This window comes from Actinomadura kijaniata NBRC 14229, assembly GCF_001552175.1.
GTDB classification, from domain to species: Bacteria; Actinomycetota; Actinomycetes; order Streptosporangiales; family Streptosporangiaceae; genus Spirillospora; species Spirillospora kijaniata.
The window spans coordinates 1-25208 of record NZ_BCQR01000179.1 but is presented as its reverse complement, the minus strand read 5'-3'; the positions used below and the strand labels follow the sequence as shown (position 1 = coordinate 25208).

Below are 25208 nucleotides of genomic sequence, written 5' to 3'. Positions count from 1 at the left end.
CCCACAGCCTGCCCGCAGGCTGGCAGGAGCTCATCCTGCGCTCCTTCAGCAGCGGGATCGCTGTGACGATCGGAGTCGGCACCGGGCTCGTCGCCGCCGCGATCGCGTGGTGCGCCCACGCGTGGCGCTCACGCCGTGGCCACCGCCACGCCGACTGACGGCGACTCCGCATCCAGCACCAACGCCGAACCCACCTCCCCGCCCGGCATGCGCCGCTCAAGGCAAGCTCGCCATCAAAGCAGACACTAGGGCTCAGACCTGGCGGGTGTCGGGTTTGTTCGGGAACGGGTGCGGGCGCGGAGGGCCCAATGCGCGGCGACCAGCGGGATGACGCCGACGGGATACCAGGCGACGTCAATGAGGTCGAACTGGGCGCCCAGAAGCTGGCGCGCCAGCCAACTGCGTTGGGAGAGCGCCGCGGGTATGGGGGTGAGCTGTGAAAACTCGATGAACCAGCAGTAGGCGATCGCGGCACTGCCGGCGGGCAGTGGAGAGACCGGCGGCCATATGAAGATCACTATCGTGTAGACGATGGCCCCGGACAAGGCGGCGCCCGAGTACTGCTCGATGGGCCCGTCCATCACGGCGCGGATCGCGTAGGCCGCGCCTGCAAAGCCGAGGGCCGACACCACCATCAGCAGCCGAGTCCAGCGCATAGCGAGCGACATCGCGCAATCATAGGTGGCAGCGGCGGACGCGGGCTTGGTGACGGCGTCGCCAGCGGGACCGTTGATGGACCGACGTGTCAGCACCCACTCACCTTCGCCGGGTACGGAACACCGCCCCGGACCAGGAGCCCCGTCCCGAACAGGCCCTTCGCCCGCTCAATGGTCAATCGTTCTTGATGCGCTCAGCAAGCACGCGGGCTTCCTCACAGCCGACAACCACCATGCCGCCGTCCGGGTTCTTGCTGTCTCGGATCGCGACGACACCAGGCACGGCGGCCACCTCCACGCAGTCGCCGCCGTTGTTGGTACTCCGTGCGGCCTTGCGCCATGTCATCTTGTTCGGATCTATCTTCTTCAACTGCCTTGAGGCTGGATTCAAGGGGAGCGTCCCGGCTCTGTCATGTGCAGGGCAAGAGGTAGGTTCCAGTTGTCAGAGGTTCTTGATGTTCTGAGAGAGCGTCTGAGCTTCTGTGCGGCTGATGAGCAATTTAAATCCGTCCGGATCTTTGCTGTCTCGAAGGGCCACGGTGACGGGAGTGGCGGCGACCTCGACACAGTTGTCGTTCTGTCCGGTGCTGCGAGAAGATTTACGCCAAGTGGCGGTGCTCAGGTCCATCGTTCCTTGATAACCCTTCTAATGAGTGCTCGTGTGTCCCTTACGTTCAGCGCTTCAGACTGGAGTATAGCGAACGTTTTGTTCAGTTCCGATATCTGGACTTCATCTGTGGTTGTCTCGCCGCCCGTGCCCGTGACGATATACGCGGCCTGTCGGTGGTCGCGCCCAACGGCTAGTGCGAATGGCGCGCGCGCCTCCTCGACATGAACATCCAAGGGGATGACTTGGAGGTGTACCTCGTCCCGGTCGGCTACCTCAAGGAGGCGTTCCATCTGCTCTCGCATTATTTGGCGGGAGCCGACACCCTTATAGAGGACGGTCTCTTCAAGTACGACGAAGATCTTGGGACACTCCTCGGCCATGACGTGTTGTTGCCGCCGCATCCGAACGGCCACGCCTTCGGCGTCCTTGATCAGGGCCGCGGCATAATCCTCCGTCTGGAAGAGTCCGTATACGACATGCGTCTCGTACGTCCGTAGTGCTTCGGCCGAAGCTTCGATCTTCGGGAACTTCACGAAGTGCTTGGCGTACTTTGTGGTCTTGATGCTGTCCAGCAGATCATCCCATGACTCGACCAGGCGTCCTTCTGCCCCGAGAGCGCCGTCCAGCCTCTGGGCGAAGTCGGCTCGGCACCGAGTCGTACCGGACTCGACTTGCGCGATGTAGCTGCGCGTCACGTTGACCTTGTCCGCCAGCTCCTGCTGACTGAGCCCTGCGTCCGCGCGGGCGGTACGCACCTCAATGCCGAATGACCGGAGCTCGGGGAGGATCTTCTTCTCCGACATCACGCTTCCCTTGGCCATGTTTGCAGGGTGCTTGCGGACGTAAACGCATTGCTGGCGATGACGCACTTACCTGGTGACACTATGCCGGTCTGTGCCTCCATGTAAGTGCGTCACATGAAACTGACCGGGAGTCACGAACCGAAGGCAGCAGCCATGATCATCGCTCCTCCGCCGACAGCCGTTACTGATCCGTCGACTCTGCTGCTCACTTCCGCTCCGCAGGCGATCAAAGCCGCGCGGGATTTCGCGCGGGGGTGGCTGGAGGCGAAGGGGGTCGAGCGCGCGGCGGTCGAGGTCGCGTTGCTGGTGGTGACCGAGCTGGTGACCAACGCCTACAAGCACGGCAGCGCGCCGGGGGAGGCGATCTCCGTCCGGCTGTACCTGTCGGCGGGCGGGCCCGTGGCGGAGGTTCGGGACGGGAGCGATGCCGAGCCGAGGGCGCTGCCGCTGACGCTGGACCGGTTCTCCGGGCGGGGGCTGGCGATCGTCTCCGAGCTCGCGGCGGCGTGGGGGTTCTGGCGGCTGGCGTTCGGAGGCAAGGCCGTCTACGCGGTCATGCGGGAGGCGACGGCATGAGCCCTCGCGACGTTCTGCTGGCGGTCCTGCGCGAGCTGTTCCCGCGCTGGGAAGTCTGGGTGTGCGACCGGGGCGTGTGGCGGGCGGCCGGGTTCATGCTGATCAGCGCTTCCACGGTCGAAGGGCTGCTGGAGCATCTGGCGGGCGCGGATCCGGACGCGTTCGCCACGGCCGCGCGCAGGTTCGCGGGGAGGACGCCGTGACGTTCCCCTGCGGCGGGTGCCCCGAGTGGTGGGACGAGGCGGCCGAAGCCCGCCACCTTGCGGCCCTGGCCCGTTGCCTTAAAGGCACCGGCGCGCCCGTCGTCGTCCAGCTCCTCACCCCGGCCGCCGTCGCGCCGCATCTGGTGGTGGCGTACGTGGACGGGCGTTCGCACCACGCGACGCAGGTGAGCGTGTTCGGCGGCTGGTTCGTCTGCTCGCTGGGGCTGGTGTCGGTGGTGAACGCGGCGCGGGCCGCGCACGTTCTGGCCGAGGCGCTGGCAGGCCCCGAATGAAAGGGCGGACGAGAGACGCCCGTGTGTTGCCGATGAGTTACGGCCCGTCCTTCCCGTGTCCGAGTTCGGTCATGGAGCGCGTAAGCCCTTGATTGCGCACTTCGATGTCAGAGGACGCGCGCCGGATCGACCGGTCACGGGGAGGCGGCGAGGGATGGGGCGTTGACCCGACTCGCCGGGACTTCCTAGGTTGACTCGGGAGAAAAGTTTCAGTCAGGGACGTCGCCGCGAACAATTTCCCTTTCCGCCTCGTGATCGGCGGCCGCCCGGAAAACTCCGCTCCCCTTCGGAAGGACGCGATGACTGTCACGCGGGAAACGGAACTGGAGGACATCGCCTACGAGAAGGCGCTGGCCCGGCTCTCGAAAGCCTCGGTGGACAAGCACTGGGAGCCGTTCCGCGACATCCCCTGGGACGACCCCGACTTCGCCGTCGATCCGGAGGACCCGCGCTGGATCCTCCCGGCCTCCGATCCGCTCGGCTCGCACCCCTGGTACCTGGCGCAGCCGGAGGGCGTGCGGGCGCGCATCGGCCTGTACCGCCAGGCCAACGTCGCCAAGGTCGGCATGCAGTTCGAGAACCTGCTGAACCGGGGTCTGCTCGCCTACGCGCTGCGGCTGCCCAACGGCTCGGCCGAGTTCCGCTACGTCTACCACGAGATGATCGAGGAGGGGCATCACGGGCTGATGTTCCAGGAGTTCGTCAACCGCAGCGGCACCGCCGTGGAGGGGCTGCCCCGGCCGGTCCGCTGGGCGGGCGAGGCCGTGCAGGCGTTCAGCGTGATCAGCCCGGCGCTGTACTTCTTCGGCGTGCTCGCGGGGGAGGAGCCGATCGACCACATGCAGCGCCGCATCCTGCGCGAGCACCCGGACGGCCACCCCCTGCTCAACAAGATCATGGCGATCCATGTCGCGGAGGAGGCGCGGCACATCTCGTTCGGACGGAGGTTCATCCGCCACCACGTGCCGCGGATGGCCGCGCCGTCGCGGTTCCTGCTGAGCCTGGGCGTGCCGCCGACCGCGAAGGTCATGGCCGTCGTGATCCTCACCCCGCCCGCGTCGATGGCCGGGGCGTTCGACATCCCGAAACACGTCGTCCGGCACAGCTACTGGAGGTCGGCGGAGTCGAGGGACGTGATCGCCGAGGCGGTCTCGGGACTGCGCGAACTGTGCGTCGAGGTCGGGCTCGTCAACCCGGTGAGCAAACAGTTGTGGAAGGCGCTCGGGATCTGGCGGAACCCCTGACGGGGGCCGCGTTCTTGTCACCCGACTGACAAGAACGCGCCCCGATTGTTTCGCGGAGCCAGCAGCACTCACGATCACACCGTTGTAACTTCCGGTGAGCCCCCGGTTGCCGAGGGGGCGGGAGGTGCGAACGGTGACGAGGTCCCCGAAGCCCTGGGCCGAGGTTCCCCGCGAGACCGCCGAATTCTTCCGGCCCCATCTGGACGACCTGGTCGAGGAGATGATCGCTGAGATCCTCGCCGGGATCCCCGAGTACGCGCGCCCCAACGACGGGGAGTACGCGCGCATGGTGCGCCTGGCCGTGGAGGGCGCGCTGCGGCAGTTCGTCGACCTGATCTCCGACCCGGAGGCGTCCTGGGACGCGGTCGCGTCGGTCTACCGCGAGATCGGCTGGGCCGAGGCGCGCGAGGGCCGCAGCCTGGACGTGCTGCAGGGCAGCCTGCGGCTGGGCGCGCGGGTGGCGTGGCGGCGGCTGGCGGCCGAGTCCGAACGGCTCAACGTCTCCCGCCGCACCCTCGCCCACATCGCCGAGGCGATCTTCGCCTATCTCGACGAGATCGCGCAGGCCGCCGCCGAGGGCTACACCAAGGCCCGCGAGCAGGAGGCCGGTGAACTCCAGCACCGCCGCCGGCGCCTGATGGACATGCTGCTGGCCGAGCCGCCCGCCGCGCCGCAGGCCGTCGCCGACCTGGCGCGGCTGGCCAAGTGGCGGGTGCCGCGCCAGATCGCGGTGGTCGCGCTGTACGAACGCGGCCAGGAGCCGTTCTCCCAGCCGTCGCTGCCGCCCGACGTGCTCTCCGACGTCAACCGGCGCGAACCGTGCCTGATCGTCCCCGACCCGGAGGGGCCGGGGCGCGGCCGGATGCTGGAGGGCGCGCTGCGCAACTGGGTCGCGGCGATCGGCCCGACCGTGCCGACCGAGGACGCCGCCAAGTCGCTGCGGTGGGCGCGCGAGGCGCTGCCGCTGGCGCGGCGCGGCGTCCTGCCGTCCGACCGGCTGATCCGGTGCGCCGACCACATGCCGATCCTGGTGGTCTTCAAGGACGAGGAGCTGGTGCGGGCGGTCGCCGAACAGCGCCTGGCCCCGTTGCGGAACGTGCGGCCCCGGCACCGCGAACGGCTGATGCGGACCCTGCTGGCGTGCCTGCAGAACGGGTTCAACGCCACCGAGGTCGCGACGCGGCTGCACGTCCACCCGCAGACCGTGCGGTACCGGCTGCACCAGCTGGAGGAGCTGTTCGGGGAGCGGCTGTACGACCCCGAGGCGCGGCTGGAGATGGAGATGGTCCTGACGGTGTGGCTGAGCGCGCCCGCCGAACCGGCCGAGGTGATCCCGCTGTCCGGAGGCCGCCGCCATCCCGCGGGGCGGGCGGGACGGGCGGCGGTGAACGGGCCGCCGTCGGACGGCTGATTGACCGGGACGAAACGGGCGACCTACCGTTGGCCGGTGATCATCCTTCGGGCCCGTCCCCGCCACCGCCGCCGCTCCCGTCCCCGTCCCGGGGCGGCCGCGTGACCGGCGGCGCGCGCCTGCCGCGCCGCCGCCTGTTCGGCTACGGGATCGGCGCGGTCGGCACCGGGATCTTCGGCGTCGCGCCGGGCCTGCTCCTGCTCTACTACCTGACCGACGTGCTGGGCGTCCCGGCCGCGTTCGCCGGGGTGCTGCTGGTGCTCCCCAAGGTCTGGGACACGCTGATCAGCCCGGCCGTCGGCGCGGCCAGCGACCGCGAGGCCGTGCGGACCGCGCGCCGCACGCGGCTGCTGCTGGTCGGCGCGGTCAGCCAGCCGGTGCTGTTCGCGGCGCTGTTCCTGGCCCCGTCGCCGGGGGTCGCGGCGGTGTGGACGGGGGTGGTGTTCCTGCTGGCCGCCACCGCCAACACCTGCTACCTGGTGCCCCACATGGCGCTGCCCGTCGAGGTCTCCGACCGGCCCGACCAGCGCCGCCGCGCGATGGCGTGGCGGGCGGTGTTCAGCACCGTCGGCATCCTGGTGGCGGGCGGGCTCGCGCCGCTGCTGGTGGAGACGGCGGGCGGCGGGCGCGGCGGGTACGCGCTCATGGGCGCGGTCCTCGGCGCGGTGCTGGCGGCGGTGCTGCTGGCCGGGGTCGCGGGAACGCGGTGGATCCCGTCCCGGCCCGGCCCGCGCCCGCTCGGCCTGGTCGCGGCGCTGCGCACCGCGCGCGGCAACCGGCCGTTCTTCGTGCTGACGGCCGCGAACATCCTCCAGGTCCTCGCCGCCGCCGTCATGCTGGCGGGCGTCCCGTACGCGGCGGCCTACCGGCTCGGCGACTACGGGCTGACGTCGGTGATGTTCATGGCGATGGTCGTGCCGAGCGTGGTCGCCGTCCCGGTGTGGCAGGCGTTGACCCGCCGGTACGGGGCGGTGCGGTGCTACCTGGCGGCGGTCGTCGGGTTCGGGGCGCTGGCCGCCGCGCTGTACCCGGCGATCACGTCGGTGGCGGGCGTGCTGGCCCTGACCGCCGGGATCGGGGTCTGCTACGCCGCCCTGCAACTGCTGCCGCCGTCACTGGTGCTGGAGACCACTCACGCCGACCGGAAACGCACCGGGCACACGCAGTCCGGCGCGTTCACCGGGATCGCGGCGGCGGCCGACACCGGCTCGCTGGCGCTGGGACCGGGCGTGTACGCGCTGGTCCTGGCGGTGTCCGGGTTCCGGTCGTCCGACTTCGAGCACCCGGTCGCGCAGTCCGGCACGGCGATGACCGGACTGCTGGCCGGGTGCACGCTCCTTCCGGCGCTGCTGATGCTGGCCAGCGTCCCGCTGGTGCTGGCGTTCCGGCGGGTGTCGCCGGGCGCCGCGCCGGTCACCCCAGACGCAGTAGCCGCTGGATGAGGTCCGGCTCCTCCACGGGGCCCGCCGTGCGCAACGGGATGCGCGCCGCGCCGACGTCGACCGCGCCGACCTGCTCGTTGGCCGCGGCCGTGCGCGGGACCTCGCCCGCCGTCTTCACCTGCACGGTCAGGCCCGGCCAGCCGACGACGTTCACCGGCTTGGCCGAGACGAGCGGGGTGGTGTCGCCGAGACCGTCGTTCACCCGCGCGACCGGCTTGCCCGCCGGGGCGAGGGTGGTGGAGACCAGGGCGTTCTCGGCGGCGACGACCAGGCGTTCGGAGGCGGAGACGGCGGCGGCCGCGTTCGGGGCCCGCTGCCCCATCACCGCGCCGACGATCGTCGTGGGGACGCCCGCGACGCTCCGGCGCGCGGCGAACACGAAGTTGCCGCCCGCCCGGTCGGTGTAGCCGGTCTTGCCGCCGATGACCCCGTGCCGGCCGAGCAGGAAGTTGCCGCCCTGCCGTGTCGGGCCGCCGTCGGAGGGGACGTAGACGCGCTTGCCCACGATCTCCGCGAACGCCGGGATCTTCATCGCGGCGGTCAGCAGCTTGACCTGGTCGGCGGCGGTGCTGACGGTGGTGGCGTCGTAGCCGCTGGGGTCGGTGTAGGTGGTGTCGGCCATGCCGAGCTCGCGGGCGGCGGCGTTCATCTTCTCCACGAACGCCCGCACGTTGCCGCCGGAGTCCCAGCGGGCGAGTTCGAGCGCCAGGTCGTTCGCCGAGATGATCATCAGGGCTTCCAGGGCGTTGCGCTGGGTGAACCGCTGGTTCGGCTTGATCCCCAGCAGCGAGTCCCCGCGCCTGCGCCGCATGGGCAGCTCGGCGATCCCCTGGGGTGAGACGGTGAACTCCGGCCCCTGCTCACCGGACCGCAGCGGGTGCTGGCGGAGGATGACGTAGGCGGTCATGACCTTGGCGACGCTGGCGGTGGGGATGGGAGTGGTGCTGCCCGCGGACCCCATGGTGCCGAGCCCCTCGACGGCGACGGCGGACTGGCCCTGACCGGACCAGGGGAGGACGGGCGCGGCGCCGGGGAAGGTGTGGCTGGCGGTCGGCAGCGCCAGTTCGAGGGTGGGATCGGGGACGGGGCGCAGCAACTGCCCGCCGACGAGACCCGCGAGGAGGACGAGGACCAGGACCACGGAGATCAGGCCGCGCCGCCGCTTCTTCTCCGGCTCGTCGTACACGGGGGCGTGGTCCGCCGGGCGGTCGTCGCGGTCGACGTACCGGGCGGTCCACTGCCCGTTGGGGTCGAGGGCGGGCACGGGGCGCTCGTCCCGTCCGTCCCACACGTCCTGCCGGTCCCGCGCGGGGAAGGAGGGCAGCGGGATGTCGTGCCGCGTGACCGCGGCCTCGTCCCGAATCGCCGAACCCCACTCGGACTCCTGAACGTGACGCGGCTCGGCGGGCCGCGCGTACCGCGCGGACGCCTGGTCCGTCGGCCCATGGAAGGAGGTCGCGGCGCTGTCCCGCGCGGAGGCGTCGCCTTCGGGGGCGGGCCTGTGCGTCGGGTGCTGGGGTGGGGCGGGAGGCTGCTGCCGGAAGCGGGGGGCGTCCGGACGCACGTTCTCCCGCGTGGGAGGGGCCCCCGTCGGCGCGGCACCCTGCCCGAAGGGGACCGAGTCCGTGTCGCCCGGACCACGGCCCCTGGCAGGCGGCGCGGCCCCCGGACGCTGCGGAGCATTCCCGCGTTCAGCGGTCCGCCCCTGCATACGGGCGTCACCGAAGCCCGAGGGGGCCTCCCCGCCGGTGGGACGCTCAGGAGCACGAGCCTCCCGAGAGGCGTCCGCGGGAACGTCCGCCACGCGATGCTCGGCGCTTCCGCGCGGGTCGGCCGGGGCGGGACGCGGCGGCTCAGCCGAGGGCCGCCCCCGTTCCGCTGGAGGCGCGCCCGGTACGCGATGCTCGGCGCTTCCACGCGGATCGGCCGAAGTGGGACGCGGCGCCCGCGTTCCTTCGGAGGAACGCGGCCGATCACTCGGGGCGGGCCGCGACGTGGGCGCTTCGCCGGAGGGGCGGGGCCGTTCGCCCGCTGGGGCATCTGCGGGCGCGGCGTGAGAACGATGCTCGGCGCTCCCGCGCGGGTCGGAACGGGGTGCGCGCGTCTCCTGGGAGGGGCGCGGCTGACCTTCCGGAGCGGAACGTGGTGGGTGCGCCTCGCCGGAGGAGCGCGGCCGTTCACCCGCTGGGGCGTCGGTGGGCGCGCTGCCGCGCCTAGGGGGCGCGTCAGCCGGACCGGAACGCGGCGCGCGTGTTTCTCCCGAGGCGCGCGGGTGATCGCCCGGAGTGGCGGCGTCCGAGGGCGCGGCGTGCGAGCGATGCTCGGCGCTCCCGCGCGGGTCGGTCGGGGCGGGACGCGGTGGCTGCGCTTCGCCGGAGGGGCGGGGCCGTTCGCCCGCTGGCGCGTCTGTGGGTACGGCGGGCGTGCGATGTTCAGCGCTTTCGCGCGGAGCGGGACGCGGTGCACGCGTCTCCTGGGAGGAGCGCGGCTGATCTCCCGCCGGGGCGTCCGTGGGCGTGCTGGCGCGCCTAGAGGGCGCGTCAGCCGGGCCGGAACGCGGTGCTTCCCCTGAGGCGCGTGGGTGATCGCCCGGAGTGGCGGCGTCCGAGGGCGCGGCGTGCGAGCGATGCTCGGCGCTCCCGCGCGGGTCGGCCGGTGCGGGACGTGGCGGCTGAGCTTCGCCGGAGGGACGCGGCTGGCCCTCCGGAGCGGAACGCGGCTGATCTCCCGCAGAGGGCTCCGTGGGCGTGCTGTCGCGTCTAGGGGGCGCGTCAGCCGGGGTGGAACGCGGCGCGCGTGTTTCTCCCGAGGCGCGTGGGTGGTCTCCAGGAGCGGCGGCGTCCGTAGATGCGGCGGACGCGCGCTGTTCAGCGCTTTCGTGCGGGGTGCCCGGGGCGGTGCGCGGCGTTCGCGTCTGCTCGGAGGAGGGACGCGGTGGCCGCGTCTCCCCGGACGGGCGCGGCTGGTCCTCCGAGGTGGAACGTGGCGGCTGAGCTTCGCCGGAGGGGCGAGGTCGTTCGCCCGCTGGGGTGTCTGTGGGTGCGGCGGGCGTGCGATGTTCGGCGCTTTCGCGCGGAGTGGGACGCGGTGCGCGTGTTTCTCCCGAGGCGCGCGGGTGATCGCCCGGAGTGGCGGCGTCCGAGGGCGCGGCGTGTGAGCGCTGCTCGGCGCTCCCGCGCGGGTCGGCCGGAACGGAACGCGGCTGGTCCTCCGAGGTGGCGTCCGTGGGCGCGCCCGGCGCACGCTGCTCGGCAGCCGGGGTGGGACGCGGGCGGTCTCCCGCCGGGGTGTCCGCAGGCGCGGCGGGCGTGCGCTGCTCGGTGTTCTCGCGCGGCTCGGCCGGAGCGGGGCGCGGCGTGGGCGCTTCGCCGGAGGGGCGCGATCGGCCCTCCGCAGGGGCATCTGCGGGCGCGCGCGTCTGTTCGGACGGGCGCGGCTGGCCTTCCGAGGCGGAACGAGGCGGGTGAGCTTCCCCCGCGGGACGCGCCCGTTCGCCTGGAGCGGTGGCATCCGTGGGTGCGCCCGGCGCACGCTGCTCGGCAGCCGGGGTGGAACGCGGTGCTCGCGTCTCCTCAGAAGGGCGCGGTCGCTCTCCCTCCGGGGTGTCTGCTGGTGCGCTGTCGCGTCCAGGAAGTGCGGAACGCGGTGCGTGAGTCTCCTCCGAGGAGTGCAGCCGTTCGTCCGCCGGGGCGTCTGTGGGTGCGGCGGGCGTGGAGGCCTCGCCGGAGGGCTGCGGTCGTTCTCCCGCAGGAGTCTCTGCGGGTGCGGCAGGAGTGGGACGCGGCGCGCTCGTCTCCTCGGAGGGACGCGACGTCGGCGCTTCGTCCGAGGGGCGCGGCTGGTCGTCCGAAGCTGCGGGCGTGTGCTGCTCGGCGTTTGCGTGCGGAGCGGCAGGGGCGGGACGCGGCGCGGGTGTCTCCTCGGGCGGGCGCGGCTGGTCCTCCGAGGGGGCGTCCGTGGTTGCGCTGCTCCGCCTCAGGAACGCGGCGGCCGAGGTGTCGGATGTGCTGTCTCGCTCAGGGGGCGCGGCGGCCGGGGCGGAACGCGGTGCGGGCGCCTCCCCGGAGGGGCGCGTCTCGCTGCTCGCAGCGGCGGCTTCCGTGGACGCGTCGTCCTGGCCCGCGGGTGCGTGCTGCTCGGCGTTCTCGTGTGCGGGGGGCGGGGCGGGGCGCGCGTCATCGGAGGAGAGGTCATCCGGAGCGGGGACGTCCGTGGGCACGCCGGTGTCGCCTTCGGCAGGCGGTGCGGACTCGGCCGCAGCGGGATGGTCTTGCCCGGGAGCCTCGCCGGAAGGCGCGGCAGGCATGTGCTGCTCGGCGTTCTCGCTGGGGACGGCGTCCTGGTCAGGGGATGCGGACGGGTGTGGCTCGTCCTCCTCGGCGGCATCCGCGGATGCGCCGCTCCGTTCGTCGGCCACGCCCTCTGCCGCAGTGTGACGTTCTGGTGCGCCGTCCTCAGTGGGCGCGTTCTCGCCCGGCGGCTCCGCGTCGTTGTTCGCGGCGGTGGCGTCCTCCGGCTCGTCGGCAGGGGCCTCGGACGTCTCCGCCGGCCATGCGGGCTCGGCGGCTGTGTCGTCCGCGGTCTCCGTGTCGGCGGGAGCGGAGTCCTCGTCCAGGGCGGCGGCCTCGGTCTCGGTCGGCCACACGGGTTCGGCGGCCGAGTGCCGCTCCTCGCCCTCGTCCGGTTCCGCGGGCCCCCGCCCGGCGGGCGTCTCACCGTCCACGGGCTCAACGTTCCCCGTGGCGGTGGCGTTCACCTGCTCGGCCGCCTCTTTCGATTCGGCGGCGCTCGAACTTCCCGGCGCGGAGTCGTCGGCCGTCTCCTCGGCGGAGCCCGAAGGCAGCGGCCTCGTGAACCAGGGGTTGCCCGCCCCGGAGGCGCCGGCCTCGGCCGTGGGGGACCCGGCCGTGCCCGAACGACGGTCGCCCGCCTCGCCAGGGCGTTGCGGCTGGTCGTTGGAGCGCTGGTCGTCATGCACGGCGCGATCTCCTCGGCTCGGTCTCGACATGACGGAGCGGCCTGTACGCCGTAGAACCCAGAACCCCCCGTACCCCTGTGGAGGATGCGCAGTTTAGCCGTTAGGTTCGCTTCGTTATGAATTGGTGATCATCTTTCCGGCATGCGCGGCGCGGCGTGAACCCGGACCGGGGTTCGCGGAGATACACCACCGTCGTGATCCCCCCAGGGAAGGTCGGTGTGTATGCCATGGTGTCCGCCATGACGCCACCCCTCGCCGGCGCCCGCACGCCCGGCGTCCCCCCACGGCGGAGCGGGTCGGGCGAGCCCGACGCGAGCGCCCCCGACGCCGAGTTGATCAGCCGGTCGTACGGCGACCCCGAGGCGTTCGCGGCGCTGTTCGACCGGTACTCGGCGATGCTCTACCGCTATGTCTCCCGGCGGCTCGGTCCCGAGGTCGCCGAGGACCTGGTGGGGGAGACGTTCCTGGTGGCGTTCGACCGGCGGCGGCGGTACGACCTGGCGCAGCAGGACGCGCGGCCGTGGCTGTTCGGGATCGTGACGAAGCTGGTGGCGCGGCACCACCGGTCCGAGGCGGCGCGGTACCGGGCGCTGCGGCGCAGCCCGGTGGGCGAGACCGTGGAGTCCCCGGACGACGAGGTCGCGGCGATGGTGTCGGCGACGGCGGTCCGGCCGCTGCTGGCCGAGGCGCTGGCGGCGCTGCCCCGCCGGGACCGGGACGCGCTGCTGCTGTTCGCCTGGGGCGACCTGTCCTACGAGGAGGTCGCGCAGGCCCTCGGCATTCCCGTGGGGACCGTCCGGTCCCGGCTCAACCGGGCCCGCCGCAAGGTCCGCGCGGCCCTGGGCGACGCCAACCCGCTGTCCCGAGAGGAGGGCTAGCCGGTGGACGACCTGAACGCGTTGCGCGCCCTCGGCGACGACCTCGGCCACGAGCCGCCGCCCGCGCTGGCGCGGCAGCGGCAACGGCTGCTGGACGCCGCGTCCGGCGGCGCCCGGCGGCGCGCCGCCCGGTGGCGGCCCGGCGGCTGGGCCGTGATCGGCGTGGCGGCGGCGGTCACGGCCGCGCTGATCCTGGTGCCGACCGTGCTGCTGCGCGGCGGCGACGACACCCCCACGACCTCCCACCGGGCGCTGGGCGGGACCGGAGCGGCGATGAACCTCCTGGTCATCGGCTCGGACGAACGCGTCTCCACCAGGCGTTTCACGTCGGAGCCGCCCCGGTCGGACACCCTGGCGCTGGTGCGGGTCTCGGCCGACCGCAGGCAGGTCCAGATGGTGGCGCTTCCCCGCGACCTGATGGTGCCGATGTCCTGCCACGGCGACCAGGGCGAACCGGTCAAGGCGGTCTTCGCGCAGCTCAACGCGGCGTTCACGCTGGGCGGGGCCGCGTGCTCGGCCAAGACCGTCGAGAGCCTGTCCGGCGTGCGGATCGACCACACGGTGACGGTCGGGTTCGCCGGGTTCGAGCGGATGGTGGACGCGCTCGGCTCCGTCGAGATCGTCCTGCCGAAGCCCGTGGACGACCCCCTCTCGGGTCTGCGGCTGCCCGCCGGGCGGCACCGGGTGGAAGGCCGGGTCGCGCTGGCCTACGTGCGGATGCGGTACGGGCTCACCGACGGTTCCGACCTCGAACGCATCAAGCGACAGCAGGTCTTCCTGACCTCGATGGCGAAGGAGGCCAAGGCGGCGCGGACCGGGAACCCCGTCGGGTTCGCGAGGTTCGTGAAGGCGGTGGCCGAGTCCGTGGAGATCCGGCCCGGACTGGACCGGGGGACGCTGGAGGCGCTGGCCGCGACCGTCGATCCCGACGGGATCTCGTACCTGGCCCTCCCCGTCCGGCCCTACCGCCTCGACCCGAACCGCCTGGAACTGCGCCAGCCCGCCGCCCGGGAGCTGTTCGCCCAGCTCAGGTAGGTGGTCGGCAGGGTTTCGCGAATAATCGTCGAATTCGTGAATGACCCGGGGAACGTCGGGTAGGGCCGGGGTCGTCCCGGAAGAAACGACGAGCCGCGAAGGAGAACGCGATGGCCGGCAAGGTACGCGACATCATGACGGGTTCTCCGGTGACGGTCTCCCCGCAGGACGACATCATCACCGTCGCGAAGAAGATGCGCGACGAGGACATCGGCGCCGTTCTGGTGACCGACGGTGGCGGCCTGCGCGGTCTCGTCACCGACCGTGACCTCGTGGTCCGTGGCCTGGCGCAGGGCGGCGACCTGACGAAGGTCGACGTCGGCGGCGTCTGCAGCGAGGCCACCGCCAGCGTGAGCCCCGACGACTCCCTGGAGTCGGCGGCCAAGCTCATGCGCGAACACGCCGTGCGGCGGCTTCCGGTCGTCGAGGACGGCCGGCCGGTGGGGATCGTCTCGCTGGGCGACCTGGCGATCGAGAAGGACGAGGAGTCCGCGGTCGCCGACATCAGCGCCGCCAAGCCGAACGTCTGACGTTCGGCCCGCAAAGCCTCCGAGGAGGGTGGTGGTGGGCCCGGGGTTCCCGCTTCGCGGGACCCCGGGCCCTTTGCGGTCTAGCGCGGCAGCGCCTCGACCAGCCGCCCCAGCTCCTCCTCGGTGTTGTAGTAGTGCACCGAGGCCCGCACCGCCGAGTCCGGCGCGTCGGGGAGGTAGCCGTGGGCGCGGGGCACGGTCACGCTGACGTTGATCCCCTTCTCGCGCAGTGACAGCTTCATGTCCATGGCGTCATGCCCCTCCACCGTGAAGGTGACGAGGCCGGACCGGCGCGCGCCGCGGTCGAGAACGGTCACCCCGGGGCGCTCGGCGAGCAGCGAACGCAGCCGCTCCGCCAGGCCGGTGACGCGCTCCTCGATCGCCTCGACGCCCAGCGCGGCCGCGTAGTCGGCGGCGACGCCCAGCCCGATCTGGCCGGCGACGAAGCGTTCCCACGTCTCGAAGCGCCGCGCGTCGTCGCGCGGCTCGTACCGGTCCGGCGCGTGCCACTCGGCGGCCTGGAGATCCAGGAACGGCGGCTCCAGCGCGCCCAGCACCTCCCGCCGCACGTACAGGAAACCGGTGCCGCGCGGCCCCCGCAGGTACTTGCGGCCGGTCGACGACAGCAGGTCGCAGCCGATCTCCGTCACGTCCACCGCGAGCTGCCCGACCGACTGGCAGGCGTCCAGCAGGAACAGCGCGCCCGCCTCCCGGCACAGCCGCCCGACCTCGGCCACCGGGTTGACCAGGCCGTTCTGGGTGGGGATGTGGTTGAGCGAGACCAGCCGGACGCCGCCCCGGGCCAGCGCGCCGGCCAGCGCGTCCAGGGAGATCTGCCCGTGCGCGTCGTCGGGGACGACCTCGACCGTCACGCCCCGCCGCCGCGCGACCTGCTGGTAGGCGATCGCGTTGCTGGAGTACTCGCTGGTCGTGGTGAGGATGCGGTCGCCCTCCCCGAACGGGACCGCGTAGAACGCCATGTCCCAGGCGCGGGTGGCGTTCTCGACATAGGCGATCTCGTCGCGGCGCGCGCCGACCAGCCCGGCGACGGCGTCGTAGAAGCGCGCGGCCGCGTCGGCGGACGCCTCGTGGGCCTCGTAGCCGCCGGTCATGGCCTCCCGTTCGAGGTGGGCGGCGACCGCGTCGATCACCGGCCGGGGCGGGAGCGCGGCTCCGGCGTTGTTGAGGTGGACCACGTTCGCGCAGCCCGGCGTCTCCGCCCGGACCTTGTCGATGTCGATGCCCAACGGTGTCCTTCCGTCGCGTTGCGGGCGGTCTGCGGGCCCCGAGGCGCCCGACCGGAGATCCTTACCGCGCCCGGTCACGCCCATTCAAACGGAGCGTCACCGGCGGTCGCCAAAATGTCAGACCCCCGCGAGATCCTGGTCACAGGTCGGGACTTGACCTCAAGCTTCCTTGAGGTCGCAGGATGGCAGCGAGTCCCCAAGGAGAGGCGGCCGGCGATGAGCAGCATGGAAGTGACCGCGTGGATGTCGCTGCACCACATGATGAACGCGCAGAACGACCGTAAACCGTTCTCGCGCGCCACCCTGGGCCGCATATGGCGGTTCGCACGACCACACCGACGACTGCTCTACCTGTTCCTCGGCATCAGCGTCACGATGGCGGTCCTGGCGGTCGCCACGCCCGTGCTGGCGGGCCGCGTCGTCGACGCGATCGTCGGGCACAAGGACAGCGGGACGGTCGTCTGGCTGGCGGTCCTGATCGCGGCCCTCGCGCTCGCCGAGGGCGGTTTCGGCCTGCTCAACCGCTGGCTGTCGGCGCGCATCGGCGAGGGCCTGATCCTCCAGCTCCGCACGGCGGTGTTCGACCACGTCCAGCGGATGCCGGTGGCGTTCTTCACCCGCACCCGCACCGGCGCGCTGGTCAGCCGCCTGAACAACGACGTGATCGGCGCGCAGCGGGCGTTCAGCGACACCCTGTCGGGCGTCGTCAGCAACCTGGTCACCCTCCTGCTGACCTTCGCCGTCATGGTGAAGATCTCCTGGCAGATCACCCTGCTCGCCCTGGTCCTGCTGCCGGTCTTCGTGCTCCCCGCCCGCCGCATGGGCACCCGCCTGGCCCGCCTGGAACGCGAGGCCGCCGCGCACGACGCCGCGATGAGCACCCAGATGACCGAGCGGTTCTCGGCCCCCGGCGCGACCCTGGTGAAGCTGTTCGGCCGCCCCGACCGCGAGTCCGCCGAGTTCGCCGCCCGCGCCCGCCGCGTCCGCGACATCGGCGTCCGCACGGCGATGGTCCAGCACGTGTTCATCACGGCCCTCACGATGGTGTCGGCCCTGGCGCTCGCCCTGGTCTACGGCCTCGGCGGCTTCCTCTCCCTGAAGGGCTCCCTGGACGCGGGCGCGGTGGTGGCGCTGGCGCTGCTGCTGACCCGCCTGTACGCGCCGCTGACCGCCCTGGCCAGCGCCCGCGTCGAGGTGATGAGCGCCCTGGTCAGCTTCGAGCGCGTCTTCGAGGTCCTCGACCTCAAGCCGCTGGTCGCCGAGAAGCCCGACCCCGAGCCCGCCCCCGAGGGACCCGCCTCGGTCGAGTTCGACGACGTGACGTTCGCCTACCCCAGCGCCGACAAGGTCTCCCTGGCCTCCCTGGAGGAGGTCGCGACCCTCGACACCCGGGGCGGCGTGGACGTCCTGCACAACGTCTCGTTCCGCGCCGAGCCCGGCCAGATGGTCGCCCTGGTCGGCTCCTCCGGCGCGGGCAAGTCCACCATCGCCCAGCTCCTGCCGCGCCTGTACGACCCGGACTCCGGCGCGGTCCGCCTGGGCGGCCGGGACGTGCGCGACCTGTCGTTCGCCGCGATCCGCGAGACCGTCGGCATGGTCACCCAGGACGGCCACCTGTTCCACGAGACGATCCGCGAGAACCTCCTGCTGGCCCGCCCCGAGGCCACCGAGGAGGAGGTGTGGGACGTCCTGCGCCGGGCGCGCCTGGAGGAGCTGATCCGCGGCCTGCCCGACGGCCTGGACACCGTCGTCGGCGAACGCGGCTACCGCCTGTCCGGCGGCGAGCGCCAGCGCCTCACCATCGCCCGCCTGCTGCTGGCCCGCCCCCGGGTGGTGATCCTCGACGAGGCGACCGCGCACCTGGACTCGACCTCCGAGGCGGCGGTCCAGGAGGCCCTCACCGAGGCCCTGGAGGGCCGCACCGCCGTGGTGATCGCCCACCGCCTGTCCACGATCCGCGCCGCGGACCAGATCCTGGTGGTGGAGGCGGGCCGCATCGTCGAACGCGGCACCCACGAGGAGCTCCTGGCGAAGAACGGCCGCTACACGGACCTGTACCGGACCCAGTTCGCCGACCAGTCCCCGGCGAAGGCGGAGGCCCTCGCCTGAGCCCCCACGGCCCGAGCCCGCCGCGCCCCGCGCGACCGGGCCGGGCCGTCCCGGCACCCCCCTCAACCGCCCGAGGACCGTCCACCGGACGCCCCTCGGGCGCGAGCCGTCCCCGGTCGAGGCCGGGCTCGCCGAACCCGCCGGACCCGGTCGGCGACCGCCATGCCCGGCGCGGCCGCGCCGGAACGGCCCGGCCCCCTGATCACCTGCCGGATCCGGCGCATCGCCGGTGGCGAGGGAGTGCCGACGCGGGCCCATCCGGCCCAGATCGGTGTCCACCCGCGCTTTCGAGAGAAGGCCGGGTACAAACGCGGCCAAGCTGGCGCACGAGCGGGCGGCGTTCGCGGGGCCGCTGCCGGTGCGGATCCTGCGCGCCGCGCGGTTCGACGGGTTCGTCGAGTCCGGATCAGCGTCCACCGGGCCGCCGGTCGCGGTCATCGGTGCGGGCCTCGATGGCGCGCAGGACCGCGACCATGTCGGACCGCCCGTGCCCGAGCGCGACCGTCTCGCCGAACAGGGCGTGGCAGACGTCCAGCAGGGGGGAGGCCAGGCCGGACGCGCGGGCGGCCTCGGCGATGAGGCGGTTGTTGTTCAGCACGTCCCGGACGGCGGCCTGGACGGAGAGGTCACCGTCCAGCAGCTTGGCCGCCTTCATGCGCGAGACGTCGCTGGCCATGGGCCCGGCGTCCAGGATGTCCAGGAAACGGCGCCGGTCCAGGCCGTGCCGGTCGGCGAAGTGGAACGCCTCGGCGAGGCCGGTGACCATGGTGATCAGGAACAGGTTCACCGCGAGCTTGGTCAGCAGCGCGTTGGGCACGGGGCCGCAGTCGAAGGTCTCGTGGCACATGGGCGCCAGCGCCGGCCGCACCGCGGCGACGTCGTCGGGGTCACCGGCCAGCATCCCGACCAGCCGCCCGGCCTCGGCGGGCACGCGCGACCCCGAGACGGGCGCCTCGACGTAACGGCCGCCCGCCTCCCGGATGTCGTCCCGCAGCCGACCGGAGTACTCCGGGGAGGTGGTCCCCATGTGAACGATGGTGCGGTCGGCGACGCTGTCGGCGAAGCCGGGGGCGCCGCGGCCGAGGACCTGGTCGATGGCGGTGTCGTCGGCCAGCATCAGGAACACGGTGCGGGCGCCGGCGAACACCTCGGCGGGTTCGGCGGCGACGACGGCCCCGGCCTCGCGCAGCGGTTCGGCGCGGGAGGGGGTGCGGTTCCAGACCAGCAGGGGGATCCCGGCCCGCGCCAGGTTGAGCGCCATGGGCCCGCCCATGACCCCGAGTCCGATGAATCCGGTGAGCACCAGGCACCGTCCTCCCCGAGCGCCGGAGCGCTCCGACCACCGTGACCGCTGCCATGATAGGACCGGTTATGACCGCTGTCATGGTCGTTGTTCGAACAACAAAAATGGGAGGGGTGCGCGATGGCCGAACCGCGGCGAGGCCCCCGGGAGCGGATGGTGTTCAGCGCGGCCCAGCTCATCCGCCGGGACGGCGTCGAGGCCACGGGCCTGCGCGAGGTCGCCGCACACGCGGGGGCTCCGCGCGGATCACTCCAGCACTACTTCCCCGGCGGCAAGGAACAGCTGGTCAACGAGGCGGTGGCATGGGCGGGCCGGTACGCCGCCGACCGCGTGGCGCGGTTCGTGGCGGGGATGGACCGGCCGTCGCCGAGCGGGCTGCTGGCGGCGATGGCCGGTCAGTGGATCGACGAGTTCACGGTGTCGGGCTTCGACGCGGGCTGCCCGGTGGCGGCGGCGACGGTGGACCGGGCCCGCGCCAGCGCGTCCACCCGGACCGCCGCGGCCGAGGCGTTCGCCTGCTGGACCCGCCCGCTGGCCGGGGCGCTGACGGACATGGGGGTGCCACCCGGCCGCGCCCCCGGCCTGGCCACCGTGATGATCAGTGCCGTGGAGGGCGCCCTCCTGATCGCCCGCGCCGAACACGACACGCGGCCGCTGACGGCGCTGGTCGAGGAGCTGGGACCGCTGCTGGACACGGCCGTCACCGTCCCGCGCGCCTGAACGCACCGGACCCGCCGCATGCCCGGCGTTTGGCTCGGTCCTTCCGCCGAACGCTCGGAGGGGGGCGGCGGAGCGGGTTCCCAGCGCCGTGCTGTCTCAGCCGTTGAGGGAGGTGAGCCAGGCGTCGAGGGTGCGCTGGGACGTCTGGAGCCGCGCGATGCTCGCGGCGACGCGGGCGCGTTCGCGCCGCAGGTGGGCGATCATGCCCGGGCAGGCGGCGGGGGCCAGACGGTCGCCGTCGTCGTGGACGCAGTGCAGCAGCTGGGCGATGACCGCGGTGGGCAGGCCCGCGGCGAGCAGCGCGCGGATGTGCCGGACCTTGTCGGCGTCCGCCTCGCTGTAGTGGCGGTAGCCGTTGGGCAGCCGGGTCGGCCGCAGCAGGCCCTGCTCCTCGTAGTAACGCAGCAGCCGACGGCTGACTCCCGTCCGGTCGGCCAGCTCGCCGATCCTCACGCGCTCCCCCTGCTCGGTTGACCTTCACATGATGTGACGTCCTAACGTCCGACGCGTCAACGAACTTCCGTGTCGAGGGGAGCGGCGATGTCGGGTGTGGTGGTCATCGGGGCGGGGCCGGGGATCGGCCGGTCGGTCGCCCTGCGGTTCGCGCGGGAGGGGCTGCCGGTGGCGGTGGTGGCCCGTACGCCCGCGACGGTCGAGGCGGTCGCCGCGGAGGTGGCCGGGCTGGGCGTGCGGGCCGTGCCGGTGACGGCCGACAGCGCGGACGAGACGGCGCTGCGGGCCGCGCTCGACGTGGCGGTCGACCGGCTCGGCCCGCCGGACGCGGTGGTGTACAATGCCGCGCTCGTCCGGCCGGACGCGCTCGGCGAGCTGCCGGTGCGCGCGCATCTGGACGCCTGGGCGGTCAACGTGCTGGGGGCGCTGACGGCGGCCGCCCACCTGCTGCCCGCGATGGCGCGACGCGGCTCCGGCTCGTTCCTGGTCACCGGAGGGATGCCCGAGCCCAAGCGCCGGTACGTGAGCCTGTCGCTGGGCAAGGCGGGCGTGCGGACGCTGGTGGAGCTCCTGGACCAGGAGTACGGCTCCTCGGGCGTGCACGTGGCCTCGGTCACCGTGGACGGCCCCGTCGCGCCCGGCACCGCGTTCGACCCCGACCTCATCGCCGAGCACTACTGGCGCCTGCACGCCCAGCCCCGGCACCGGTGGGAACGGGAGGTCCTGCACGACGGCTCGACCCCGGCGGGCACCGCCGCGACGTGATCGACGCGGGTGGGGCCGCGTTCCCGGGCGGGTGGGGCCGCGTTCCCGGGCGGGCGTGACCGCGCGCCCGGGAACGGCCGCGGGCGGCGGGAGCGCCGCGGCCCTTGATACGTAGGAAAAATCCTACGTATTATGGGCCGCATGACGATCACGCGAGTTCAGCGTCTGTCCCTGCCCGTCTCCGACCAGGACCGGGCCAAGGAGTTCTACACCGGCGCCCTCGGCTTCGAGGTGGTCGGCGACACGCCGGTGCCGTTCGCCGAGGGCGCGCGCTGGCTGGAGGTCGCCCCGCCCGGCGCCGACACCAGCATGGTCCTGGTGACCTGGCTGGACATGGAGCCCGGCACGGTCGGCGGCCTGATGCTGCGCAGCAGCGACCTGGACGGCGACCTGCGCCGCCTGCGCGAGGCGGGCGTCCGGGCCGAGGGCCCGGTCGACACCCCCTGGGGGCGGCAGGTCACCTTCACCGACCCCGATGGCAACGCGTTCGTCCTCGAAGACGCGGGCCCGGCATGACCGCGGCCGTCGACGACGTGTTCGCCGCGCTGGCCAGCCCGGTGCGCCGCGAACTGCTGCGGCTGCTGCTGGACGGCGAGCGCACGGTCAACGACCTGGCCGCCCACTTCGCCATGGCCCGGCCCAGCGTCTCCGAGCACCTGCGGGTGCTGCGCGAGACGGGACTGGTCGCCGAGACCCGGCACGGCCGCGAACGCCGCTACCGCCTGGAGCCCGGCCCCCTCATGGGCCTGGCCGACTGGCTGCACCCCTACGAGCGCTTCTGGCGCCGCAAGCTGGCCGACCTGCGCACCGTACTGGACGAGGAGGACGACGCGTGAGCCTTCCCGACGTCGGCGACCCCCGCACCGTCCGGGTCGACACGTTCCTGCCGTATCCGCCCGCGCGGGTCTGGCGGGCGCTGACCGATCCGGAGCTGCTCGCCCGGTGGTTCCTGCCGTGCGACTTCCGGCTGGAGGTCGGGCACCGCTTCACCCTGGCCACCGAGCCGCGGCCCAACGTCCGGTTCGCGGGTGTCAGCCACTGCGAGGTCCTGGAGTTCGAGGTGGAGAGGATGCTCCGGTTCGGCTGGCACGACCCCGGCGAGGACAACGGCCTGGACTCCACCGTCACCTGGCGGCTGGAACCCGAGGGCACCGGCACCCGCCTGTTCCTCGAACACGACGGCTTCGATCCCGACAACCCCTACCAGGCGATGAGCCGCCGCATCATGGGCGGCCCGAACGGCTGGAACGGCGTCCTGGCCCGTCTCGCCGGGGCCCTCGCCTGACGGCTCCGGCGTCCGGAGGGCTCTCCCGGCCCTTCCGGACGCCGGTCAGGGCAGGATGGAGTCGACGTACCCGCCGTCGACGCGCAGCGCGCCCCCGGTGGTGGCGGACGCCTGGTCGGAGCTGAGGTAGACGACCATGTTGGCGATCTCCTCGGGCTCGATCAGCCGTTGCAGCAGCGACTGCGGCCGGTGCTCCCGCATGAAGGCCCGCTGGGCCTCCTCCCAGGGCAGGTCGCGGTCCACCAGCTCGTACACGAAGTCCTCCACGCCGCCGGTGTGCGTCGGCCCGGCGATGACGGAGTTGACCGTGACGCCGGTCCCGGCGGCCTGCTTGGCGAAGCCGCGGCCGACCGCCAGCAGCGCGGTCTTGGACATCCCGTAGTGGATCATCTCCGCCGGGATCGCCACGGCCGAGTCGCTGGCGATGTACTGGACGCGGCCCCACCGGCGCTCGGTCATGCCGGGCAGGTACCGCCGCGTCAGCCGGACGGCGGCCAGCACGTTCACCTCGAAGTAGCGCCGCCACTCCGCGTCGGTGATCTCCAGCGGGTCCTTGGCGCCGAAGACGCCGAGGTTGTTGACCAGGATGTCCACCTGGGGCAGCGCCTCGGCCGCCCGCTCGGCGCCGTCCTCGGCGGCGACGTCGGCGACCACCGGCACCAGGTCGGCCCCCGGGACCTCGCGGGTCAGGTGGCCGACGGCCCTCTCGACCCGTTCGGTGTCGCGGCCGTTGACGCCGACGCGGGCCCCCGACCGGGCCAGCCCCGCCGCGATCGCCGCGCCGATCCCCTGGGTGGAGCCGGTGACCAGCGCCGTTCGTCCGGTCAGGTCGATCAGCATGGAGCATCCCTTCGCGCGGCGGACCCGGGTCCGCGAGATCATCTGGATCCCTCCCCGTCATAACCCGCGCACGCCTGTTGGTAACCCGGGACGCCCGGCTACTTCACCGACCCCGCCGTCAGCCCGCCGATCAGGTACCGCTCGACGAAGACGAACAGGATCACCACCGGGACGATCGCGATCAGGGAGGTCGCGAAGAGGAAGTGCCAGTTCGCCTGGTACTGGGTCACGAACGACGGGATCGCCACCGTCAGCGGGCGGCGGTCCGGGGAGGAGGTCACCGTCAGCGCGACGATGTACTCGTTCCACGCCGCGATGAACGTGTAGACCACCGCCGTCACCACCCCCGGCAGGGAGACCGGGAGCGTCACCCGGGTCAGCGCCCCCACCCGGCCCGCGCCGTCCAGGAACGCCGCCTCCTCCAGCTCGCGCGGGATCGACGAGAAGTAGCCGTGCAGGATCCACACGCAGAACGGCAGGTTGAACGCCGCGTTCACCAGGATCAGCGCCAGCAGCGTGTCGGTCAGGTCCAGCGCGACCATCTCGCGGAAGATCCCGACGACCAGCGCGGTCGGCGCGAACATCTGCGTGACCAGCACCAGCAGCAGGAACGCGCCCCGGCCCCGGAAGCGGTTGCGCGCGGTGTAGTACGCCGCGGGCAGCGCGCACGCCAGCGTCACCAGCGTCGCGGCCGCCGACACCACCAGCGACACCTGGAGGTACTGCGCCACCGGGGCCGCCGACCACACGTCGACGAAGTTCGACCACTCCCACCGGTCGGGCAGGTAGGTGCCCGGCGAACGGGTCAGCTCGTGCTCGGGCTTGAGCGCGGTGAACAGCATCTGCAGGTACGGCAGCAGGAACACCAGCGCCACCAGCCAGCCCACCCCGGCCAGCACGACCGTGCGCGTACGCGTACGCGTCACCGGACCTCCTCCCGCCAGCGCGCGGCGCGCAGGTAGAGCAGCACCATCACCAGGATCAGCGCGAAGTTCACCACGGCCATCGCGGCGGACGTCCCGACGTCCTGGTCATAGAACGCGATCTTGTACATGAACGTGGTCGTGGTGTCGGTGGCGTGCCCCGGCCCGCCGCCGGTCATCGCCCAGATGATGGGGAACGAGTTGAAGACGTTGATCACATTGATGATCGCGGCGATGAGGATCGCGGGCCGCAGCAACGGCAGCGTGATCGTGAAGTAGGTGCGCAGCGGGCCCGCGCCGTCCACCCGGGCCGCCTCGTACACCTCCGCCGGGATCGTCTGGAGTCCCGCCAGCACCACGAACGACGTGAACGGCAGCGACACGAAGATCGCCACCCACATCATCCAGGCCAGCGCGGTCGTGGGATGGGCCAGCCAGTTCACCGGCTGGTCGATCAGCCCGGCGTCCAGCAGCAGCCGGTTGACCGGCCCGGAGTAGTTGTCCAGCAGCCACTTCCAGATCAGCGCGGTCATCAGCACCGACGCCGCCCAGGGAACGATCACCGCCCAGCGCACCACCCGGCGGCCGGGGAAGCGGGCGTTGAGCAGCTGCCCGAGCGCCAGCGACAGCACCAGCGTGATCAGCACGACACCGCCGACCCACACCAGCGTGCGCGCCAGGACCGGCAGCAGGTCCTCGTCGGTGAACAGGTCCCGGTAGTTGCCGAGCCCGCGCGAGCCGAGCGTGACCCCGGACGAGCTGATCCTCAGCAGGGAGGTGCGGAACATCTCCACCACCGGCCACAGCACCACCGTGGTGATCAGTAGCAGGGACGGGCCCAGCCACAGCAGCGGCGTCAGCGCGCGCGCCGTCCGCCGGGCCGGGGCGCGGCGGCCGTGCCGGG

The 25208-nt window shown here is 72.7% G+C and carries 26 protein-coding genes; 15 read left to right on the top strand and 11 right to left on the bottom strand.

Annotated features, from left to right (window positions below):
* Nucleotides 1-245: 245 nt before the first annotated feature.
* The 4 genes from AKI01S_RS40155 to AKI01S_RS40150 all read right to left on the bottom strand — a co-directional run bounded on the left by AKI01S_RS40155 (nucleotide 246) and on the right by AKI01S_RS40150 (nucleotide 2087).
* Nucleotides 246-752: a ribosomal maturation YjgA family protein gene (locus tag AKI01S_RS40155; RefSeq protein ID WP_218010007.1), complete on the bottom strand. Its 507-nt coding sequence runs from the start codon at nucleotides 750-752 to the stop codon at nucleotides 246-248.
* 79 nt (nucleotides 753-831) lie between these two features.
* Complete coding sequence (locus AKI01S_RS49830; RefSeq protein ID WP_369688769.1) at nucleotides 832-1026, bottom strand: DUF397 domain-containing protein; 195 nt, start codon at nucleotides 1024-1026, stop codon at nucleotides 832-834.
* 72 nt (nucleotides 1027-1098) lie between these two features.
* Nucleotides 1099-1284, bottom strand: a complete 186-nt coding sequence (locus AKI01S_RS49825) for a DUF397 domain-containing protein (protein WP_084000716.1) — start codon at nucleotides 1282-1284, stop codon at nucleotides 1099-1101.
* Nucleotides 1275-2087 carry a helix-turn-helix domain-containing protein gene (locus tag AKI01S_RS40150; protein WP_084000715.1) on the bottom strand — a complete coding sequence of 271 codons (813 nt, stop codon included), beginning with the start codon at nucleotides 2085-2087 and terminating at the stop codon, nucleotides 1275-1277. The genes AKI01S_RS49825 and AKI01S_RS40150 overlap by 10 nt, the downstream gene beginning before the upstream one ends.
* 135 nt (nucleotides 2088-2222) lie before the next feature.
* Between AKI01S_RS40150 and AKI01S_RS40145 the strand changes: the two genes are divergently transcribed.
* From AKI01S_RS40145 to AKI01S_RS40120, 6 genes are all read left to right on the top strand, one after another.
* Nucleotides 2223-2645 carry an ATP-binding protein gene (locus AKI01S_RS40145; RefSeq protein WP_169814097.1) on the top strand — a complete coding sequence of 141 codons (423 nt, stop codon included), beginning with the start codon at nucleotides 2223-2225 and terminating at the stop codon, nucleotides 2643-2645.
* Nucleotides 2642-2848, top strand: a complete 207-nt coding sequence (locus AKI01S_RS40140; RefSeq protein ID WP_067830609.1) for a hypothetical protein — start codon at nucleotides 2642-2644, stop codon at nucleotides 2846-2848. Before AKI01S_RS40145 ends, AKI01S_RS40140 begins: the two co-directional genes overlap by 4 nt.
* Nucleotides 2845-3141, top strand: a complete 297-nt coding sequence (locus AKI01S_RS40135) for a hypothetical protein (RefSeq protein ID WP_067830607.1) — start codon at nucleotides 2845-2847, stop codon at nucleotides 3139-3141. The genes AKI01S_RS40140 and AKI01S_RS40135 overlap by 4 nt, the downstream gene beginning before the upstream one ends.
* Nucleotides 3142-3440: 299 nt before the next feature.
* A complete protein-coding gene (locus AKI01S_RS40130) occupies nucleotides 3441-4385 on the top strand; it encodes an AurF N-oxygenase family protein (RefSeq protein ID WP_067830605.1) in 945 nt (314 codons plus the stop codon).
* A gap of 133 nt (nucleotides 4386-4518) precedes the next feature.
* Nucleotides 4519-5796: a PucR family transcriptional regulator gene (locus AKI01S_RS40125; protein ID WP_245681975.1), complete on the top strand. Its 1278-nt coding sequence runs from the start codon at nucleotides 4519-4521 to the stop codon at nucleotides 5794-5796.
* Between the two features lie 101 nt (nucleotides 5797-5897).
* Nucleotides 5898-7238 carry an MFS transporter gene (locus tag AKI01S_RS40120; protein ID WP_067830601.1) on the top strand — a complete coding sequence of 447 codons (1341 nt, stop codon included), beginning with the start codon at nucleotides 5898-5900 and terminating at the stop codon, nucleotides 7236-7238.
* Here the strand turns inward: AKI01S_RS40120 and AKI01S_RS40115 are convergent.
* Nucleotides 7210-8802, bottom strand: a complete 1593-nt coding sequence (locus AKI01S_RS40115) for a D-alanyl-D-alanine carboxypeptidase family protein (RefSeq protein WP_245681974.1) — start codon at nucleotides 8800-8802, stop codon at nucleotides 7210-7212. The genes AKI01S_RS40120 and AKI01S_RS40115 overlap by 29 nt on opposite strands.
* 3653 nt (nucleotides 8803-12455) lie before the next feature.
* On the opposite strand from AKI01S_RS40115, the gene AKI01S_RS40110 reads away from it, so the two are divergent.
* From AKI01S_RS40110 to AKI01S_RS40100, 3 genes are all read left to right on the top strand, one after another.
* Nucleotides 12456-13094 (top strand): RNA polymerase sigma factor, encoded by a 639-nt coding sequence (locus AKI01S_RS40110; RefSeq protein ID WP_067830623.1) that lies wholly within the window; start codon nucleotides 12456-12458, stop codon nucleotides 13092-13094.
* A gap of 3 nt (nucleotides 13095-13097) precedes the next feature.
* Entirely contained in the window at nucleotides 13098-14129 is a 1032-nt protein-coding gene (locus AKI01S_RS40105; RefSeq protein ID WP_067830599.1) for an LCP family protein, read from the top strand.
* A gap of 110 nt (nucleotides 14130-14239) precedes the next feature.
* Nucleotides 14240-14659: a CBS domain-containing protein gene (locus tag AKI01S_RS40100; RefSeq protein ID WP_067830596.1), complete on the top strand. Its 420-nt coding sequence runs from the start codon at nucleotides 14240-14242 to the stop codon at nucleotides 14657-14659.
* 80 nt (nucleotides 14660-14739) lie between these two features.
* Here the strand turns inward: AKI01S_RS40100 and AKI01S_RS40095 are convergent, their stop codons facing one another.
* Nucleotides 14740-15906 (bottom strand): aminotransferase class V-fold PLP-dependent enzyme, encoded by a 1167-nt coding sequence (locus tag AKI01S_RS40095; RefSeq protein WP_067830594.1) that lies wholly within the window; start codon nucleotides 15904-15906, stop codon nucleotides 14740-14742.
* A 225-nt stretch (nucleotides 15907-16131) separates the two neighbouring features.
* On the opposite strand from AKI01S_RS40095, the gene AKI01S_RS40090 reads away from it, so the two are divergent.
* A complete protein-coding gene (locus tag AKI01S_RS40090; RefSeq protein ID WP_067830592.1) occupies nucleotides 16132-18015 on the top strand; it encodes an ABC transporter ATP-binding protein in 1884 nt (627 codons plus the stop codon).
* 406 nt (nucleotides 18016-18421) lie between these two features.
* On the opposite strand, the gene AKI01S_RS40085 is transcribed toward AKI01S_RS40090, so the two are convergent.
* Complete coding sequence (locus AKI01S_RS40085; RefSeq protein WP_157420500.1) at nucleotides 18422-19318, bottom strand: NAD(P)-dependent oxidoreductase; 897 nt, start codon at nucleotides 19316-19318, stop codon at nucleotides 18422-18424.
* Between the two features lie 120 nt (nucleotides 19319-19438).
* On the opposite strand from AKI01S_RS40085, the gene AKI01S_RS40080 reads away from it, so the two are divergent.
* Nucleotides 19439-20038 (top strand): TetR/AcrR family transcriptional regulator, encoded by a 600-nt coding sequence (locus AKI01S_RS40080; RefSeq protein ID WP_067830590.1) that lies wholly within the window; start codon nucleotides 19439-19441, stop codon nucleotides 20036-20038.
* A 96-nt stretch (nucleotides 20039-20134) separates the two neighbouring features.
* Here the strand turns inward: AKI01S_RS40080 and AKI01S_RS40075 are convergent, their stop codons facing one another.
* Nucleotides 20135-20491, bottom strand: a complete 357-nt coding sequence (locus tag AKI01S_RS40075) for a MerR family transcriptional regulator (protein ID WP_067830588.1) — start codon at nucleotides 20489-20491, stop codon at nucleotides 20135-20137.
* Between the two features lie 87 nt (nucleotides 20492-20578).
* On the opposite strand from AKI01S_RS40075, the gene AKI01S_RS40070 reads away from it, so the two are divergent.
* The 4 genes from AKI01S_RS40070 (at nucleotide 20579) to AKI01S_RS40055 (ending at nucleotide 22541) form a co-directional block, all read left to right on the top strand.
* Entirely contained in the window at nucleotides 20579-21256 is a 678-nt protein-coding gene (locus tag AKI01S_RS40070) for an SDR family NAD(P)-dependent oxidoreductase (protein ID WP_067830584.1), read from the top strand.
* A gap of 141 nt (nucleotides 21257-21397) precedes the next feature.
* Nucleotides 21398-21772: a VOC family protein gene (locus tag AKI01S_RS40065; protein ID WP_067830618.1), complete on the top strand. Its 375-nt coding sequence runs from the start codon at nucleotides 21398-21400 to the stop codon at nucleotides 21770-21772.
* Nucleotides 21769-22092, top strand: a complete 324-nt coding sequence (locus AKI01S_RS40060; RefSeq protein ID WP_067830582.1) for an ArsR/SmtB family transcription factor — start codon at nucleotides 21769-21771, stop codon at nucleotides 22090-22092. Before AKI01S_RS40065 ends, AKI01S_RS40060 begins: the two co-directional genes overlap by 4 nt.
* The gene (locus tag AKI01S_RS40055) at nucleotides 22089-22541 is read left to right on the top strand and encodes an SRPBCC family protein (protein WP_067830581.1); all 453 of its coding nucleotides are present in this window, start codon (nucleotides 22089-22091) and stop codon (nucleotides 22539-22541) included. The genes AKI01S_RS40060 and AKI01S_RS40055 overlap by 4 nt, the downstream gene beginning before the upstream one ends.
* A gap of 45 nt (nucleotides 22542-22586) precedes the next feature.
* Here the strand turns inward: AKI01S_RS40055 and AKI01S_RS40050 are convergent, their stop codons facing one another.
* The 3 genes from AKI01S_RS40050 to AKI01S_RS40040 all read right to left on the bottom strand — a co-directional run.
* On the bottom strand, nucleotides 22587-23381 hold the full coding sequence (locus AKI01S_RS40050) for an SDR family NAD(P)-dependent oxidoreductase (RefSeq protein WP_067830616.1): 795 nt from the start codon (nucleotides 23379-23381) through the stop codon (nucleotides 22587-22589).
* A 98-nt stretch (nucleotides 23382-23479) separates the two neighbouring features.
* The gene (locus AKI01S_RS40045) at nucleotides 23480-24307 is read right to left on the bottom strand and encodes a carbohydrate ABC transporter permease (RefSeq protein WP_084000710.1); all 828 of its coding nucleotides are present in this window, start codon (nucleotides 24305-24307) and stop codon (nucleotides 23480-23482) included.
* Nucleotides 24304-25208, bottom strand: a 905-nt coding sequence (locus AKI01S_RS40040; protein WP_067830577.1) for a carbohydrate ABC transporter permease, incomplete at its 5' end; no start/stop codon positions are given. The genes AKI01S_RS40045 and AKI01S_RS40040, both read right to left, overlap by 4 nt.